We start from the raw sequence: 16444 nt of genomic DNA, 5'->3' as shown, positions 1-16444 counted from the left end.
GCCCGGCTTGAATGAGCCACGGCGTTGATCAGCCTATCTGGCATTGCCAGTCACGAGAGTACCAGGGGGCTGCCTTTGACATTGGCTCCGTTTTCTCCCTCAGTGATACTTCCTGCAAAAGGGCCTTCCTCCGCGTAGCGCCGCCATTCCTCGAGGGTGACCACCGCCGGCGCAGAAAGGAGCGCCTTGGTGAGAGGGTGCCCCTCGAATTCCTCAACCGCCTGGCGGTAATTGCTCTCCTCGACTAGCTCCTGGCGGTCGAGGAGCCACCGTGAGGTGCGGCTGATCCCTATCAGGATATAGGTGATCCGGCCATCCTCTTTGCGTCGCTTGGCCAGGAACTTGATGCCGCCGTTCTCGAGCAGGTCCGTCACCCAATCTCCGACCTGTTCTGCAGAAATCTCCGCCAGTTGCTCCCCCATTCGCTCCACCAACATGCCGAGGAGGAGGAAGACCGTTTCCGGGCTTGGCCGGAAGTGATACGCTCGGCTCTCGTAGATCTCCTCCGTCTCCCCATCAATGCTGATGATGGTAGGGTCCTGGTCAAGGCTCTCGAAATCGTGTTCCTTGGGCCGTTTGACCCAGGCCCGTATCTTCTCGTCTTCAAAATTGGGTTCTCGCTCTTTCATGTGTGTTTGTGTGGCTCTCCTCGTTGGTCTGCGACATAAAGGTGGCCAGGCCGACTCGGGCCCTCTCCCCTATCGCAGGTTGTGGCTGGATGCATGTCGCCATTCGGCTCTTCCAGCAGGCGGGAGAGCAGATCCGCTGCCCGGCACAATTCCTTGGCCCGCCAAGGGTTATCTGCCTCCAACCGCGGGATATCCTCCCCCCGCACCTGGTGCAGCAGGGTCTGCAATGCCCAGGCGTCATCAGCGAAGAGCCTGGCCCCGCCCTGGAGCCTGGTTTCAGCGCTGCGATACCAACTCTCCAGCGCTCTCACCATCTCCTCTTCATTCACCCAGAAGAAATTCCATGCCTTACACGAGACGGTCAGGAGGACCTTCTCTCCAGCCACCATAACGCCGAAGGAGGTGTCCAGGTAAGAGGGCTGGACAAAGATGTGGATGAACTGCTCTGTCCCCGTGCGCTGCTCTAGTTCCTCTCTCACGGCAGCAAGGGGGTAATAGAAAAGGTTTACGATGTCGTCCATGAGATCTTCGCCGACCAAATGCTCTGGGATGCATACCTCGCGTTCGGTCAGGTAGAGGGCTTTGACCAAGTCCTCCTGTTCGTCGACCGGCCAGGGCCCCCAATCCTCGTTGACCATCTTCTTCAGGCGGTTGAGGATGCTTCTGCCAAAGGGATATTCCTTCCCCTCCGGCGATGAATTACCGCGTTCGTCACGCATCTCGTGAATGGGTTGATCCTCTTTCATAGAGGACATGCGACTTCGTCGGGCTTCGCTTGTGGCGGGGCCACTCACGTGCGGCCCTCGGACGGTGCTGCATGCCTCACTGGTGTCAGCATAGCAGATCCGGTACATCCCTGTCAATGGGCAATTGGGAGCGACCAGAGGTGTTCCACTTCCTATGAGCACGACCTTCCCCCGACGTTGATCGGCCTGCGTTGACCGTGTTATGATGGGGGAGGAGGTGATGACCTGTGCCTCAGCTGCTACTGGGGATGGTGCTCGCCATGATTCTGCTGGCCCTGGCCCTGAGCCTGGGGAGGAAAGAGGGGGAACACGGCCACTAAGAGGGTCGCGCGGCAGAGCCGCCACTGCTGAGAGCATTTGTTGCGGATATTTGTTGTCTTGACAAAGGTGCTGAAATCTGTTTGACTGAGCATGAGGGAGGATGGACTTATTGAGGTGGACTTTTGCGGAAACATCCGTGTCTGCCCCCTGCTGCTGTGCACGAGTTCGAATCTCGACCGACGTCCTGGCCCATCCAACCGGAGTCTCTTCTCCGGCACCTTCGCGTGGAGAGTCAGGAGATCCTGTGGCTCACCGCGCAGACGACCGGGAAGTCCCTTCAGATCGTACCGGACTCGGGACTGAGCACGCGGGCGGCGGTGAGAGTCGCCCGGGCAAACGATGCCCACCACGTTCTGGCCTACAACCCCGAATACGAGCGCTATCTCGATTATCTGATCGCCCATGAGTGCGGCCACCTGCTGAGGCTGTGGTCCGTTCCGGCTCCGGAGAGGTTCCTTCCCTCAATCACAGCAGGACAAAGAAGGTTGGTCAATCGCCGCCTTCTGCCAGAGGTGCAAGAAAGAATCCCCTTGTTCCCTGCCCAGGCAGTCAAGGAAGTCCTGTTCATCTGGCATGCGGGTATCGTGCGGCAGGTGACCAACTACCCGGTCGATCTGCGCATCGAGCAGTGGCTGTTTCAAGGGTATCCAAGCATGCACCCGCTACAGGCAGAAGCACTGCGAAGGCAGGTGCAGGAGGATCAGGTGGTCTTGGTTCCTGAGATCCGGCTCTTCACGCCTCGGTGTGTCCATGAAGCAAGTGCGATCATGAATTGTGCCTTCGCAAGGCGTGTCTTGGAGATACTTGGTGACTCAAGTCTTGCGCTTCCCTATGCCAGCCGGCTGTCTGAGGCAGCGAATGAGTTGCTCAGTATCTTGGATGGGAACGGTGAGAACAACTATCGAGGAGATGTCGTGGTTATCAATCGCTGGGCCGAACGGTTGGGCATCAGGGACTGGTATGCGTGGGTCAGAATGGATGAACTGCGAAATGGAGTGCAGGGCAATCCGAAACTCGAACGGTGATTGCGCTCCGCGAATCCCTCTTTTGGCTCTTTTGGAGCCTGCGCACGCCCATCCTGGCGATCGATAAGTCCCCGCACAACCCCTCTGTGCTCATTTTTGCTTTTGTATTGCCAGTTGGGCAGCGATTGGTGGCCATCGTGGTATCGCGGGTTGTATCCCACTCTTAATCCTTGACATCACCCCTCCGCAGCCGTGGATCAGCACCAGTGAGCCCAATACGGCGGGGAATTCGCAGCGGGTCCTTGACACAAGGAACTACCTGAGTAGCAGAAGATGGGATAAAATAGACGCTAGCCAGACCAAACTCAAAACCAGCCCATTACTACTCAAGGATGGTGACCAGACGAAGCACGACTACCTGGAAGAGGCCGCAAGGCGCCTGCTCTCCTTGTCAGAGGCAGCCAGAATCTCCGGTTTGTCTCCCTCTCACCTGCGTTATCTGGTGCGACGGGGGACGATCTGGGGACAGAAGATCGGTCGGAACTGGGTGACCACTGAGCAGGCTGTCAGAGAGTACAAAGCGCGTGGTGTCCGTCCCGGCCCCAAGCCAAGACCTAAAGATAGGTGAGGCTAGTACATTGATTTGACATTATGAGCGTTATCGATTATAATCCAGGCCGATATAAGCGCTGTCTTCGCCTGGCATCAGGCTTACCACTGTTGATGCCTTATCGTCGGTGTCCTTGCTCACAGTCCGTGGTGACCGGTCTGACTGCTCGGGCGCTAATCTCTTGTTGGGGGGTGACAAATGGTTGGTGGTGGACAAGGAAGCTGAGTGCAAGGAGGAGCGATGGGTCCGAGGTACCCATCGCTCCTCCGTTCTCCTCTGCCTCGCTACCACTGCCACCTTATGGTGTAGAGTTCATTGATCCTGGGCCGATCCGTCTCCCACGAAAGCATCTGACGGCCATCCACTAGGGCGCTGAAATGGTCTGGCCCCAGTTCGCTGGTCCGGTTTCGGTTGCGTTCTATGAGCAGCGCTCGCTGGCAGGGTCGACCTCTGGGAAAGATGATACGAATGCGCAGGTGACGGGTTCTGTGACTCAGTTCCGTTTGCAACCATTCATTGGGCTTGGTGAACCCGTTGCGGATCTTTCTGCGTAAATGGAATTCTGTGACTTCGCCTCGCTGTTTGGTCTCCCGCAGGGAGATGAGCACCTTCCATTTGAAGCCGTCGCGGTAGCGATCCACGGGAACCCCGGGGCTGCATTTGTAGGCCGCGAAAAGTTCGCCATCACCCCAAGCCTGATCCTGGTAAGCGATAATGTTATCCTGAAGGAAGCGCACCCTCTGTTGCCGCTCCAAGGTTGCCACCCTCCCTCGCCTATCCTTCAATTCAAGGGTAGAGTCGTAATCCACAATCTCGTACATTCCCTCCTGCAACTCCCGACCCAAGTGCTGCTTGATCACCCTGCAGGCCTTAAGCAGCATCCCAAACCACTCGCTGGTCAGAAATGGAAGAACCCGCTGCAGGGCTCTATTGGCATATTGAGCTGGCAAAGAGTTAGCTGCGGATTTCATCTCTTTCTTTCTCAAGATACCGCTTCACCTTCGAGGTGAACACCGCTCCCCTATTCTCGATCGTCTTGTCATCCTTAATCTCCGATAAGAAACGAAAGATCACCTCATCGGGCAAGGCTCTGGCCACCTGGCTGTAGAAGCGAGTACTCCTCGTATCCCGGCATACCTCTAGGATCTGTTCGACTAAATACCTTATATGGGCTGGATCTTTCTCGCCCGTCATTTTCATCTGCGTTAACGCTGAGTATTCTTCCTTCTGTGTCTTCTTCATCTGTGTATTCTTAGGGTCCCACCAGTCGGACTTCCGGATGTACCACATATGGGACTTCCAGAAGTCCTACGCATGGGACTTCAGCTTTGAGATAACTTCTTCCCTAAGCTTAGTGATGTGATAGACGTTGGTCTTCCCCAGACCCCTGCGCCTGATGCTAATCAACCCTTTCTCCCGCAATTCTCTGGTGTACCTCATCACCGACTTGCGTTCCACTCCCAACTCCGCAGCCAGCCGGTCGATCCCTGGGAAGCAACTGCCCTCCTGCCAGGCATATTTCAGGAGCAGGACGTAGGTCAAGCGGGCCCCATGTGACAACCCCTTGAAAAGGAAGAGCAGGTTGGGCACGATGGTGAACCCTTTGCGCAGCAGAGGGTCCTCGATGACGATAGTGTGCTTCTCCAGAATCTCCTTCAGGCTTTGCATTTCACGTCCCTCCGGACGGACGTTGCTCCGTCGATTGGTTGAAAACGAGTTCGGTCACAAGCTTCGAACGTTCCTTCCGCCGTTTGTAATCTTGCATCAAAAGATCCACTGCCAGCTGGACCATGGCGTTGGCGGTGACTCGCTGGCCGTACTTCTCCTGGATCTCCACCTTGGTCTTATTCAGCCAGAGCACCTGATCCCGGTAGAAATCGTAGGGCCGCCGTTCGGTCAGACGTTCCACCGTTGGTTGGGCCGGACGTTGGGAAGTTTCTTCTTCCTTTCCGACGGACGTCCGTCTTTTGTTCCGGACGTCCGGACGTTCGTCTGTTCGTTGCTTTGAACGGCCGCTCACGCCCTTCTCGTCCGCCTTCGGAGGGGCGGTGAAGAGCTTCTGATCCAGGCCACTTAGTTCAGCGAATGGGTCGTTTCTCATCTTTCTCCTTCCCAGAGCCGATGGTCTCATGGCGCTCCCTGGCTGCCTCCTCAACCAGTTTCTGGGTGATCCTCCTGACCTTCCTGAGGTAGGCCAGAAGGAGGGAATTGTCGGCCAAGATATTGGCCTCTCTGGGGATGCCTTGCGAATGCTCAAAGATCATTCGTAAAGCCCCTAATTCGAAGGGGTGTGCGTTCCCGCCACTGGCCACCTGCCAGCGGAAATCGATCATCTTCTCGATCTCCTCTGGGGCCAGCCGGTCCAGTGTGGAGGCCATGGCGATGCGGCTGCGGAAACTCTTGCCTCGCGGGTGGGCCAGCTTCAGCCTGAGCTCATCCTGGGCAAAGAGCACCAGCTGCAGGAGCTTCTGCTCGTTGGTCTCGTAATTGATCAACTGTCTGAGCAACTCCAGGAGGGGAAAGCGTAGACTTTGAGCCTCGTCCAGGATGAGGACGATAGTTTTCCTTTTCTCCAATGCTTGATCGTAGAGGTAGGCCTTGAAAAGATCCAGGTTGTCCTTATAGGCCCGGGCTGTCCTGGGAAGCCGGAATTCCTGGATGATGGTGCGCAGGAGCGCATTAGGAGTGGGATAGTTGGGATTGGTCAACAGCACCGAATTAAAGCCTCGGTCGAGGAACTTCTGGTGCAGGAGCCGAGCGAGGCTGGACTTGCCCATGCCGGTCTCTCCGAAGATGACGGTCAGGCCCTTCTTGGCCTCGACGATGAACTCGGTCTTGCCCAGGGCGGTGGCGTGGACCGGGGTGAGAAAGAGATATCTGGGGGAGGGGACCGTGCTGAATGGTTCTTCCTTGAGATCGAAGTAGGTGAGATAGGGCAAAGGCATAGTTTTACAGACAGAGTTCTGCTAACTACAATCGATGATAACAATAGTTCTTATAACTTGTCAAGAGGCAATTCTCAACGTCTTGGGAAAGGCAGCGGACGGAGGAGACAGGGATTGCGCTGACCAGGGCTCCAGAGGGCCTTGCGAGAGCCCGCGGACGCGTTTTGGCAGAGTCTTGGATTCCCGGTGGTTTACACTACCCCGCACGGTCCGTGGATGGGAAAGGGTCAGGAAACTGTGGCCTTACTCGGGCCCCTCGGTGGGCCGCAAGCGCCAGCCGGCGCGCATCTTGAGGGCCTGATAACGGGGGTCAGGGGTAAGGCAATCGTCTTCCAGGGTCATCTGGAATACATAGGCATCACAACCTTCGCCCGTGCCTGCCAAATACTCCTCCAGCCCCTCCCGGGAGAGGAGAACGAGGTGAAAAAGTGCGAAGTGGCGGTCTACTGCCTCCAGATACTCCGGTGTCCGTTCCACGTAGAGGGCCATCCCAAACTCGAAAGAATCCAACAACAGGTCGGGCTCCACGCCAGTGCCTTCAGCCAGAAATTGGAGTTCCCCCAGACCGAGCGCCGGGTGTAGATCGATGACTACGTAGGTGTGGGAGGATGGCGCCAGCCACTGGGATTGGGGCTCGTGTCCCTGTTGGATATCCCACAGGAGGGAACGGATGGCCTCCTTAGCCCGTCTGTGCATCTCGTAGATGGCCTGTTCGGAACGACCGACCCATCGCGCCACCTCGGAGAGGGGGGCTCCCACGATGTCGGCCAGGAAAACCACTAAGCGCTGCTCCGGGGTGAGGGCTCGCCAAGCCATGCGCAATTCCAGGATATTCTCCCGCTCTTCCAGCGGCTCAGCGATGCGGCCCTCGCTTGCCATGCCCTCTTGGAGCGACGAGGTAGGTGGTTTTGGACGGCGATAGAATTCCGCCACTTTCTTGCGGGCTATCCCCAGTATCCACGGCGCGGCACTCTCGAACCGCAGTCGGACCTTGCGGGCCCCTTGGATGACCTCCATCCAGACGGTTTGCTCCAAGTCAACGGCGTCAGGTGGGGGCACGTTGCGCCTGATATGCCTACGCACCACATCCTTATACCTGCTGTGGAGGGCCTCCTCGGCCGCCTTGCGCTCAGGCGGTGAGCCGTATTGAATCGCTTCAAACAGTAGCCGGTCGGACTTTTCTTCAGCCATGGGGTCCAAGTCACACTGGTTATCTGGCCTGCGCAAGACTTAGTGGACAGAGCGTGACGATGCCGACTTGAAGCTTGGTGAAAGCACGTTTTCGGCGAGATTCTTGCGCAGTGGCGTGAGTTTTCGTTTCCACCTACGACGATATAATATGAGAAGCTCGGTGGGCACACCTGAAAGTATACCCAAGTTCAACCTGCCGGGCAAGCCAGGGCCAATCGAAGCGGATAAGATAGAGCGAAAGCGTCGGTTGATGGACGAAGTGATGCTGACCCAGGGGATGGTGACAGGACTTGTTATAACTCGTGAACGGGGCGATTGCCCAGGCCTCGGAGAGCTCAGGGGCAGAAGGGATGGGGATCATGATGTCCTCCCGCCACCGAAAAGGCTTTCTGGGGCCTTAGAAAGGCCCAGGGACGCCATTTTGTGGTGGTCCTGGACTTGCGCTGGTTCGTATGCTTGACCAAGTCGGAAAAGAGAGCTGCGATGGAAAACGCAACCTTTCAGTTCAGTGCCGCAGCTGTTTTCCTCGTCTTGTGGGTCTGGAAGCGATGTAGCAGTCAGGCCATGTGGATATTGGTCAGGAACGGCCATGATATCTATCGCTGCGAACCGACGCGGAGCCGAAAAAGGGACGTAAAGTAGCGAAGAGGGAATGGAGCGCATGAGAGCGTCTTGGAGAGAAGACAGCGCGATCGTTTTGGCACTTTGTCATAGCCACGCTCCTGGGCCTAAGGGTTGTTGCGGGGAGGGATAATGGGCAACCGCGAGGATGAGGTGTTTGATGAGGCACTGTTTCGCGAATTCTTGGCCCGGATCAGGTACATCGATCTCATGAAGTGCTGGTGCCCTAACAGGGCGTGTGCGGCCTTCGGAGTGGAGGGCAAAGGCAATTTCGTGCGTGACGGTTACAGCCGTGCCTATGGAACGAGGGTTCCTCGCTTGAGATGCACGGTGTGTGGGAAGCGGTTCAGTTACCTGGCGATTACGGCCTACCATCATCTGAGAGCCTCTGGTTTCCGGCTGGGCAAACTGGCGGAGCGGTGGCTCGGCGGGGCGAGGCTCGCGGAGCTGGCCGCGGACTACGGCCGAGATAAGAGAACGATCAGGAAATGGGTCACCAGGGGCCTGTCACTCCTTGCGGCTCAGAGGGGAAGCAGCTGGCTACAGCTTCTGAGCGGGACCTTTGGCCTGTCGCTCTTGAGCCTGGCGGTCAGCAGAGCGGAGCACTATCTGGCCGACCGAGGCAAGAGGGTGGATTTAATGGACCTTTTCAAGAAGCCGCATCTGACCTATTATGACGATGCTTTGGAGCCACTGGTCGAAGAATTGGATCGCTTTTTGCCCATGAAGGGCTGATATCACCATGGAAATGCAGGAAGTCAAGGGGTGAGGCCTTGACACGGCTGGCCTTTCGGATAGGATATAGGTGAAAAGAGAAAAGACGCCCGGCTCGCACCCAGGCGTCTTACGGTGAGAGTCCCGCCGCAGGAGCAGTCATCTCACCATCTATATCATACGCTTCTTTCCTCTCGTTGTCAACTGACTGGCGGGCAGGCTCACCGGTGCTCGCCAGTTTTTCTACTTGGGGAGGCCGACCCGAAGGGTGCAGTTGGAGTACGGGAAGGAGGGCAGAGATAGAAGCGAAGAAGTGGAGTCACTGGGAGATCCATTGCACGGTGCCTGTCTTTCGGGAGGAAATCGTGAGGAGGGTAGCACATGAATAGTAAAGGCAGACGGGCTATCAGCATCGCGAAGATGAGTTTAAGGAAACAGGGTCCCTGGCTCATCCTGCGGCTCTACCATCCGGACGGGTGTCGGTTCTCTGACCTATTCATCGGTGGCACACCGTCCGAGCACGAAAAGGGTGGCAGACATTCAGGGCTGGCACGTGAGGACCCTCTTGATGACGAGGAAGTGGGAGGTGAGCTATGCTAATGGAAGTTCGTTTAGGACCATTGTTTCTGCAGACGGAGGAAGGCGGACAAGTCAGGGGATTGATCCCGCGCCCGCCAGTCGACCCAGCTCTTTATGAGCGCGCCAGGTCGGTCGTGGCACTCAGCCTGGAGGCAGATCTTCCCGTGCTCCAACTTGGGACGATGCCGCTCTTCAGCGGCCATCGCGTGTACTGTGGTGAGTACCGCGACTGGGTACTGGTGAACCTGGCAGAAGATCCCTTGTTCCACGACCGAGATGGTTTCCCCGTTCCCAAACGGATCTTGAGACACCTGCGGGCCATGCAGAAGGCAGGAGTGGAGTTCGATGCTCTATACGTAGCTCACGAGGTAGAGAAGGGGAGAATCCGTGAGGGAGGAGTGACGGCAGAGGTTCTCATGCCCTCGACACCCAAGCCAGTTGCACGCCTTTCTGGTTGGCTTGGGACAGCCGCCCGAGTGACCTGGGGGTTGGCCGCCGCGCCGCTGGCGGCTTCGGCAGTGGTGAGTGCAGCAGTAGCCGCGGGGGCGGTGGCAGTTGCGCCAGCATTGATGGCTTTGGGAGCAGCGTGCCTGACGCTCGACCCGATCCTGTTAGGGGCCGTTGTTGCTCCCGGCAGGCCTGTGGAGGAAGGTGAGACAGCCTACTGGTTCTACTTGGCCCATTGGCGCTACGGAGAGGAGGAGTGACCATGCAGAGCGTGAACTTGGCTGGCTTTCTGTCGCGGGCGACAGCCTACGAGTCGTGGCGGGCGCCCATCGATCACCACCTGCGCAGAGCGACGATCCTGGCTGGTCCGACCATCCTGGCCGGCTTGCTGCTGATCCTGGTCCTGCCATCGATAGTGCCTGTCTTCACATCTGACTTCTTCCTGGTGTTGGGCGACCAATTTGGACAGATCCTGTGGGCCCTGTATCAGTGCAGCCCTTTCCTGGCGACCCTCAACCTGGCCAGTCTGGTGATGTATCTGGTCCTACTAGTGGCTACTAGGGGCTTGTCAGCAGGTAGAGCCCAGTACCACTGGGTAGCCTTCTTTGAGGTGGTCATCGGCGCTGCTAATGGGTTCGTGATGGCCCTCGAGTTGGCTATCATCGTGGTCAACATCGTGCTGTGGATCGTGATCATCTGCCTCTGCGTCGCGGCCGCGCTGGCCATGCTTTATGGCCTGGCTTCTTCGTGACAACTAGGTACCTGATCTTGTGAGAGGCCGTCATGGGGAGCGGGTGCCTTTTCGGACTGGGTCGATGGGTTGCCAGAGCGTGCTTTCGCCTGGGGGCTATCCTGGCGTCTGTCTTCATCACGACCGTTGCCTTTGTGCTGTTTGGCGTGATCGGGCCCCTGTGCCTGGGGATGAGTCGAGAGCTGATCGGAAGGCTGGCTGGTGGGTGGCCGGGTGGGAAGAAATGGGGCCCGACCGCGTCACCCCTCGGCCGGGCTGGCTATGCCCTGCTTGGCGGCTTGCTCTGGGTTCTAGGATACGGGGTCTTACGTGCGATGGCCTGGCTCCTCTCGCGATGCCTCGCCCCGGCGATCCCAACCAAACAAGGCTCTATAATTGCCTTAGCCCTGGTATTTGTCTTAGGCGTAGTTGTGGGAGCACTGGCTTACGAGTATGAGAAAGGGCACCTCTCCGGGTCCTAGGCCACGTGATATAATGGGGTTGTTGGTATTGAAATCGCTGTTCAAATCGCTGTTGAGCTCGTTTCAACAGAAAAAGGGCCCAATCCAGGCTGAAAAACGGCTCTGTCCCGTCACGACGTTATATGTTTTGGTCGCATTTTGATCCTGGGGCAAAGAAATGTACCAGATCCTGAAGATCGTGCCATCGAAGAATACCGTTCATGACCTCTCCGCCTCCAGCAGGTGGCTGGCTGCCTTTTGGCAGGCACTGCCTAAGTCTATCATCCGCCGCCTGTTTGGACTGCAGGAACACATCTCCCTGGAGATCAGAGGAGAGTCTGGTAGAATTCAGTTTCAAATCTGGGTGCCCTACCCAGCTGTAGGCGAAATGGCGGTGGAGCAAATCAAAGCCCACTTCCCGGATGTAGAAATCCAACCCACCGAGGAAGCGGGCTCAGAACCAGCGGAGTTCGCCTCTGCGGAGCTGGTGCTAGGTATGAGCCGGGACAGGCCTTTGAGGATCTTGAAGGACAGCGAAGCCGATCCGATGGCCGGGGTTCTGGCCAGCATCTCGGACCTTTCACCCGGCGATGGGGCGATGATCCAGATCCTGGTGCGCCCGGCCCTGGCACCGAGCATGGAGGGCATATGCTTCCAAGCTATCCTGCGGCTGATGGCCTGGGCTGGGACCACCCGCCAGGCTCGCAACCGCTTGGGGAACATGATCGCTGCCTTCGGCCAGTTTGGGGCGGAGAATGCCCTCAGGCCCACCAGGATCAAGGTGAACTCCGGAAGTGCTCTGCGAGCCATGCGCTCGAGGCACTGGCCTCTCCTTCGCCTGAACCCTTCCCTTCTCACCCTGGACGAGCTGACCGCACTGTATCACATCCCCTCGCCGGAGAAAGTACGCAATCGATACCTGGAGTTCAGCGGGGCCAGGAGGCTGCCGCCCTTGACGAGACTGGCCACGAAGGGTGTACGGGTGGGGTTTGTTTCGCTGAATGGGCAGGAGAAGGAAATACGTCTGGCTCCACAGGATCTCCTGAGGCATCTGGTCCTCTTCGGGTCCACCGGGACTGGGAAGTCAACCCTCCTGCTCAACATTGCCCTGGACCTGGTAGCCCTGGGCTTTGGGGTGAGTGTGATGGATCCTCACGGCAGCCTGGTGCCCTCCCTTCTGGGCAGCCTCCCTGACCACAGGCTCGAAGATGTGATCGTGGTGCGCTTCGCCGATGTGGCCCACCCGGTGGGCCTTAACTTCCTGACTGCCAGGCCGGGCTTCGAATTCCTGGTCGTGGACGAACTGGTGGAGATCTGCCGCCGCATCTATGGGACGGAGTACTGGGGGCCGGTCCTGGATATGGTACTCAGACACACGGCCTACGCGGCTCTCGAGATCGGGGGCACCCTGGTAGACATGGCCAGGATCCTGGACGACGACCTCTATCGCCAATCCATCCTGCCCAGGGTGAGCAACGCCGAGACCAGGCGCTTCCTCGAGCAATTATCTGCTTTCCGGGAGGGGATCAGGGAGCAGAAGGTGGCCCCTACCTTGCACCGGCTGCAGCGCTTTCTGGGAACGCCTTTCATTAGGAACATCGTGGGGCAAAGGAAATCGGCGATCAACATCCGCCACGTGATGGACAAAAGCAACATTCTCCTGTTTGACCTGGCCGGGATCGGGGTCAACAACGCCCAGTTCCTGGGCTCGCTACTGACTTTGCTCTTTCGGCAGACTGCTCTTTCCAGAGAGGACACGCCGGAATCGGAAAGGGCCCTACACTTCCTGATCATGGACGAGTGCTCCTGGTTCATCTCTCGCACGGTGGGGGAGATGGCAGACCAGGTGAGGAAGTTTGGTCTGGGGCTCATCCTGGCTGCCCAGCGTCTGGGACAGTTGAAGCCGAAAGAGACCAGGGAGGCGATCTTTGCCAACGTGGGGAACGTCATCTGCTTCCAAATGGGCGAGCGGGACGAGGCGGTCTACTTGGAGCGGCACTTCAATACCCAGGAGCTAAGCGCCGATGAGATCCGCTCTCTGGGGAGGTACGAGATCTACGCGCAATTGATGCAGGAGGGGGTCAAATTGCCTGCCTTCTGGGCCCGCACCCCGCCCCCGCCTTCCAGATACCAGGCTAGGGACCAGGTGGAGATGTTGGTCCAGAGGAGCAGGGAGAAGTACGCTCTACCTCGCCATGTGGTAGAGGAAGCGATTGTGTTGGGAGAGAAGGAGGGGAGATATGAGGAACCGGAGAAGCGGCGCCGGCAGGACATTGCCTCCCACTTCCCGGGATCAGGAGATCATCCGGGCGGTAGTCCGGCATGGGCAGATGATTCGGGAGCAGATCCAAAGGCTCTACTTCCGGAAAGATGGTGAGCTGGCCTCGGTGCAAGCCGCCTGCCGACGCCTGAGAATCCTGACAGAAAGGGGTTACCTGACCCGCCTGCGGCTGCCCGTGACCCAGGGTTCAGGGCCTTACGTCTATCAGCCGGGAAGGGGTGCCCTTCTGGCTTTCAATGAGGGCCGTAAAAAGGTTGTTGGCCCGGGTGCAAGAGGTCGCAGGGTGGAGAGCATTGCTGGCCTCTGCCATGGGCTAGAAGTAGTGGATTTCTACATTGCCATAAAAGAGGGCCTTGAGAGCAGGGGAGGGAGGGCATTGGTGTGGCTCGGGGAAGGTGAAGTGCGCTATGCATTCACGCATCGTGGAAAGCGTCTCGTCCTGAGCCCGGACGCCTATTGTCTGTGGGCTCTGGGAACGGAGGAGGGTTCCTTTTTTCTGGAGTGGGATCGGGGGACGGAGAGCATGACGCGCTTCGCTGAGAAACTACAGGTCTATGAAGCGTACTACCTAGTACGAGGTTATCATAACCATGTTGGGGAAATGGAGCTCCGGCCACGGCTCCTAATTGTGGCTCCGGATGAGCGAAGGGAGAAGAAGATGGTGGATTGGATGGCCAGAAGGCTTGGTAGGGGTGAGTTCCCCTCTCTGCCCACGGTCCTGGTGACGGCTCGAGATCTGGTTCACGGGGATGTCCTGGGGCCGATCTGGCGCAGGCCAGGTGAAGAGCAGCGCATGAGATTTGTGGATTGAGAGTCTCACCTCGCGAGAGGTTCAATTGCGGATGGTTTTCTAAGATGGGCAAGGTTCAAAGAGTGCGTCCTGGGGTTCGGGTGCGGGCTGAAGGCGCCTGGGCAGTAAGCCTCTCAAGGGCGGGCAATTCCGTCGAAACACTGGTCAGAAACTATCTTCTTTGTTGTCAGATCGAGGGCAAAAGCCCGAGGACGATACGCTGGTATCGGCAGAAGTTGGAGTACTTCTTGGTCTTTCTGAGAAACCAAGGCCAATCCGCGCGGGTGGAGGAAATCACTGTGCAGGAGATCAGGCGGTTTGTTCATCACTTACAAACCCAGGTCAAGGTCGGCGAGAATAACCCACGACGCTGTACCGGAGACAGAGCATTGTCTTCGCACACAGTGGCCGGCTATGTGAAAACGCTGAAGGCTTTCTTCTCTTGGGCGGTCATGGAAGGTCTCCTGACTGACAATCCGATGAGGCACATCAAGACGCCGAAGATAGCGACCGTGGCGATGCCATTCTTCACCGATCAGGAGGTGAGCAGGCTTCTGACCACGATAAGAAAACCTACCGCCCAAGGGAAGCGGAACTACGCCATGCTGCACGTACTCCTGGATACCGGTGTGCGTGTCTCTGAACTGGTCAATCTGCAAATGAAGAACCTCTGTATAGACGGTGGATATTTCAAGGTCCTCGGTAAGGGCAACAAGGAGCGCATAGTTCCTCTGGGCAGAAGTAGTTGCAGGACGCTACTCGACTATGTGCACAGGTACAGGCCGACGCCCGCCCTGAGCAGCATTGATAATGTCTTTCTGACCAGGGCCGGATACCCGTTAACGTCTGACTACGTCTATAAGATCATCGCCCAGGCGTGCAGGGAAGCGGGGATCCACGGAAAGCGGCTGGGCCCCCACACCTGTAGGCACACCTTCGCCCGAAACTTTCTCCTTAATGGAGGAGATCTGCTTACCCTGCAGCGCATCCTTGGTCACTCCAGCCTAGAAGTAGTGAAACTCTATGTCAATCTCGACACGAAGGATCTCCTCGCCCAACAGTGGAAATACAGCCCAATGGATGTTTTCAGGGCCAGACTGGCTACCTGCTCAGACCTTTAATTTCAGCCAGTCCACCGGGCTGTATCGCCGGTGTTGAACCTGCACCTCTTCAGAGGTCAGCTCCACATATATTCTCACGACATCCAGGCTGGAGTGACCCAGGATCTTCTGCAAAGTGAACAGGTCACCACCGTTTATGAGGAAGTTCTTAGCGAAAGTATGGCGGAGCGTATGCGGCGAGCATCTTACACCCTCAATTCCTGCCGTGCGAGCGTAATTCCTGATTAGCCGGTATACTTGATCAGAGGTCAGGGGTTGGCCGTTGGATTGAAGGAACAGATTGCCGATGTTCGGATGGAATGGCTCGGGTCGGAACTTGTGAACGTATTTCCAGAGTGCCGTCTTGACTTTTGCGCCGAAGGGTACCAGCCTTTCTTTGGCACCTTTCCCCATCACCTTGAAGACTCCTCTTTCCAGGTCGAGGTCTTTGAGCTGAAGGTTGACTAGCTCCGACAGCCTGACTCCGGTGTCCAGAAGGACCAGGATGATGCAGTAATCTCTGAATCCCCTCGGGGTCCTGCAATCAACGGTTGACAACAGCTGCTTGATCTGTGAGTCGCTCAGGGTTTCAACGATCACCTTTGGTGCGCTGGGGATCTTAAGCAACCTTCCCAAATCATCACGGAGGTAGCCTTCCCGAGCGAGCCACGAGAAGAAAACCTTCAGTGTGCGGGCATAGCCTTGTATGGTTTTAGGGGAGAGTTGCTTGTCTTGTGTTGGTTTCATGGGATTGTTCTCATCAGCCTTAACGTTCTCCCTCAGGTGGACGAGGAAAGCTCGCAGGTGGGTAGTGGTGATTTCAGTAGCGCTGGTTGGCAAGTTCTGGGCCTGGAGGTAGTTCACGAAAACCTTAAGCTTTCCCATATACCAGCGCATAGTGGTGACTTGCTTGCCCTCAGCCAAGCAAAAGAGACGAAATCCCTCGATAAGGGTAGTCAGATCGGTATTTCCAGCCATTGTGTTACCTCCATATCAATTCCTTAGAGAGTGCGGATTCTCGAAGTCCGCAGGAGTCCTGAAGAGAATCCGCAGGAGTTTTGCTGCTTTGTCTTTGCGCAAGTCCGCAGGACTTTTGGAGGCAAAAGAAAAGGCTCTCCTGCGATAGGAGAGCCTGAGACCACCAGATATAGGTAAGATCAGCCAGAATCTACAACATATTGTGTTTCAATGGGGCGGGAGGGATTCGAACCCTCATGGAGTTGCCTCCAGCGGATTTTAAGTCCGCAGCGTCTGCCGTTTCGCCACCGCCCCAAAATGAAAAGAGCAGCCTCGCTACCAGCCCCAAAAACATAC

The 16444-nt window shown here is 57.1% G+C and carries 19 protein-coding genes and 1 tRNA gene; 10 read left to right on the top strand and 10 right to left on the bottom strand.

Going from position 1 to position 16444, the window contains the following annotated elements; all coding sequences use genetic code 11:
• Positions 1–50: 50 nt before the first annotated feature.
• Together H5T64_10580 and H5T64_10575 are read right to left on the bottom strand one after the other, a co-directional pair.
• On the bottom strand, positions 51–629 hold the full coding sequence (locus H5T64_10580; protein ID MBC7264781.1) for a hypothetical protein: 579 nt from the start codon (positions 627–629) through the stop codon (positions 51–53).
• A complete protein-coding gene (locus H5T64_10575) occupies positions 626–1375 on the bottom strand; it encodes a hypothetical protein (GenBank protein MBC7264780.1) in 750 nt (249 codons plus the stop codon). The genes H5T64_10580 and H5T64_10575 overlap by 4 nt, the downstream gene beginning before the upstream one ends.
• Positions 1376–1818: 443 nt before the next feature.
• On the opposite strand from H5T64_10575, the gene H5T64_10570 reads away from it, so the two are divergent.
• Both H5T64_10570 and H5T64_10565 read left to right on the top strand, forming a co-directional pair.
• Complete coding sequence (locus tag H5T64_10570; GenBank protein ID MBC7264779.1) at positions 1819–2721, top strand: hypothetical protein; 903 nt, start codon at positions 1819–1821, stop codon at positions 2719–2721.
• Between the two features lie 388 nt (positions 2722–3109).
• Entirely contained in the window at positions 3110–3289 is a 180-nt protein-coding gene (locus tag H5T64_10565; GenBank protein ID MBC7264778.1) for a helix-turn-helix domain-containing protein, read from the top strand.
• A 266-nt stretch (positions 3290–3555) separates the two neighbouring features.
• Here H5T64_10565 and H5T64_10560 read toward each other — a convergent pair whose 3' ends face one another.
• The 6 genes from H5T64_10560 to H5T64_10535 all read right to left on the bottom strand — a co-directional run bounded on the left by H5T64_10560 (position 3556) and on the right by H5T64_10535 (position 7407).
• On the bottom strand, positions 3556–4257 hold the full coding sequence (locus tag H5T64_10560) for a hypothetical protein (protein ID MBC7264777.1): 702 nt from the start codon (positions 4255–4257) through the stop codon (positions 3556–3558).
• Positions 4226–4561: a hypothetical protein gene (locus tag H5T64_10555; GenBank protein MBC7264776.1), complete on the bottom strand. Its 336-nt coding sequence runs from the start codon at positions 4559–4561 to the stop codon at positions 4226–4228. The genes H5T64_10560 and H5T64_10555 overlap by 32 nt, the downstream gene beginning before the upstream one ends.
• A gap of 18 nt (positions 4562–4579) precedes the next feature.
• Positions 4580–4939 carry a helix-turn-helix domain-containing protein gene (locus H5T64_10550; protein MBC7264775.1) on the bottom strand — a complete coding sequence of 120 codons (360 nt, stop codon included), beginning with the start codon at positions 4937–4939 and terminating at the stop codon, positions 4580–4582.
• Between the two features lies 1 nt (position 4940).
• Positions 4941–5372: a hypothetical protein gene (locus H5T64_10545; GenBank protein ID MBC7264774.1), complete on the bottom strand. Its 432-nt coding sequence runs from the start codon at positions 5370–5372 to the stop codon at positions 4941–4943.
• Positions 5350–6216 carry an AAA family ATPase gene (locus H5T64_10540; GenBank protein MBC7264773.1) on the bottom strand — a complete coding sequence of 289 codons (867 nt, stop codon included), beginning with the start codon at positions 6214–6216 and terminating at the stop codon, positions 5350–5352. The genes H5T64_10545 and H5T64_10540 overlap by 23 nt, the downstream gene beginning before the upstream one ends.
• 243 nt (positions 6217–6459) lie before the next feature.
• Positions 6460–7407: a sigma-70 family RNA polymerase sigma factor gene (locus H5T64_10535; protein ID MBC7264772.1), complete on the bottom strand. Its 948-nt coding sequence runs from the start codon at positions 7405–7407 to the stop codon at positions 6460–6462.
• Between the two features lie 753 nt (positions 7408–8160).
• Here H5T64_10535 and H5T64_10530 point away from each other — a divergent pair.
• The 8 genes from H5T64_10530 to H5T64_10495 all read left to right on the top strand — a co-directional run bounded on the left by H5T64_10530 (position 8161) and on the right by H5T64_10495 (position 15151).
• Complete coding sequence (locus tag H5T64_10530; GenBank protein ID MBC7264771.1) at positions 8161–8763, top strand: hypothetical protein; 603 nt, start codon at positions 8161–8163, stop codon at positions 8761–8763.
• Positions 8764–9123: 360 nt separating this feature from the next.
• A complete protein-coding gene (locus H5T64_10525; GenBank protein ID MBC7264770.1) occupies positions 9124–9342 on the top strand; it encodes a hypothetical protein in 219 nt (72 codons plus the stop codon).
• Entirely contained in the window at positions 9336–10028 is a 693-nt protein-coding gene (locus tag H5T64_10520; protein MBC7264769.1) for a hypothetical protein, read from the top strand. Before H5T64_10525 ends, H5T64_10520 begins: the two co-directional genes overlap by 7 nt.
• 2 nt (positions 10029–10030) lie before the next feature.
• A complete protein-coding gene (locus H5T64_10515) occupies positions 10031–10519 on the top strand; it encodes a hypothetical protein (protein MBC7264768.1) in 489 nt (162 codons plus the stop codon).
• Between the two features lie 32 nt (positions 10520–10551).
• A complete protein-coding gene (locus tag H5T64_10510; GenBank protein MBC7264767.1) occupies positions 10552–10980 on the top strand; it encodes a hypothetical protein in 429 nt (142 codons plus the stop codon).
• Positions 10981–11137: 157 nt separating this feature from the next.
• Complete coding sequence (locus H5T64_10505) at positions 11138–13336, top strand: ATP-binding protein (GenBank protein MBC7264766.1); 2199 nt, start codon at positions 11138–11140, stop codon at positions 13334–13336.
• Entirely contained in the window at positions 13290–14051 is a 762-nt protein-coding gene (locus H5T64_10500) for a replication-relaxation family protein (protein ID MBC7264765.1), read from the top strand. The genes H5T64_10505 and H5T64_10500 overlap by 47 nt, the downstream gene beginning before the upstream one ends.
• A gap of 44 nt (positions 14052–14095) precedes the next feature.
• On the top strand, positions 14096–15151 hold the full coding sequence (locus tag H5T64_10495; protein ID MBC7264764.1) for a tyrosine-type recombinase/integrase: 1056 nt from the start codon (positions 14096–14098) through the stop codon (positions 15149–15151).
• Here the strand turns inward: H5T64_10495 and H5T64_10490 are convergent.
• Both H5T64_10490 and H5T64_10485 read right to left on the bottom strand, forming a co-directional pair.
• Entirely contained in the window at positions 15140–16108 is a 969-nt protein-coding gene (locus H5T64_10490) for a tyrosine-type recombinase/integrase (GenBank protein MBC7264763.1), read from the bottom strand. The two genes, H5T64_10495 and H5T64_10490, sit on opposite strands and share 12 nt — an antisense overlap.
• A 211-nt stretch (positions 16109–16319) precedes the next feature.
• Positions 16320–16402, bottom strand: a tRNA-Leu gene (locus H5T64_10485).
• Positions 16403–16444: the final 42 nt, after the last annotated feature.

Source organism: Chloroflexota bacterium (genome assembly GCA_014360825.1).
In the GTDB taxonomy this organism is placed as follows: domain Bacteria; phylum Chloroflexota; class Anaerolineae; order UBA2200; family JACIWT01; genus JACIWT01.
This window is presented reverse-complemented; position numbering and strand designations above follow the sequence as displayed.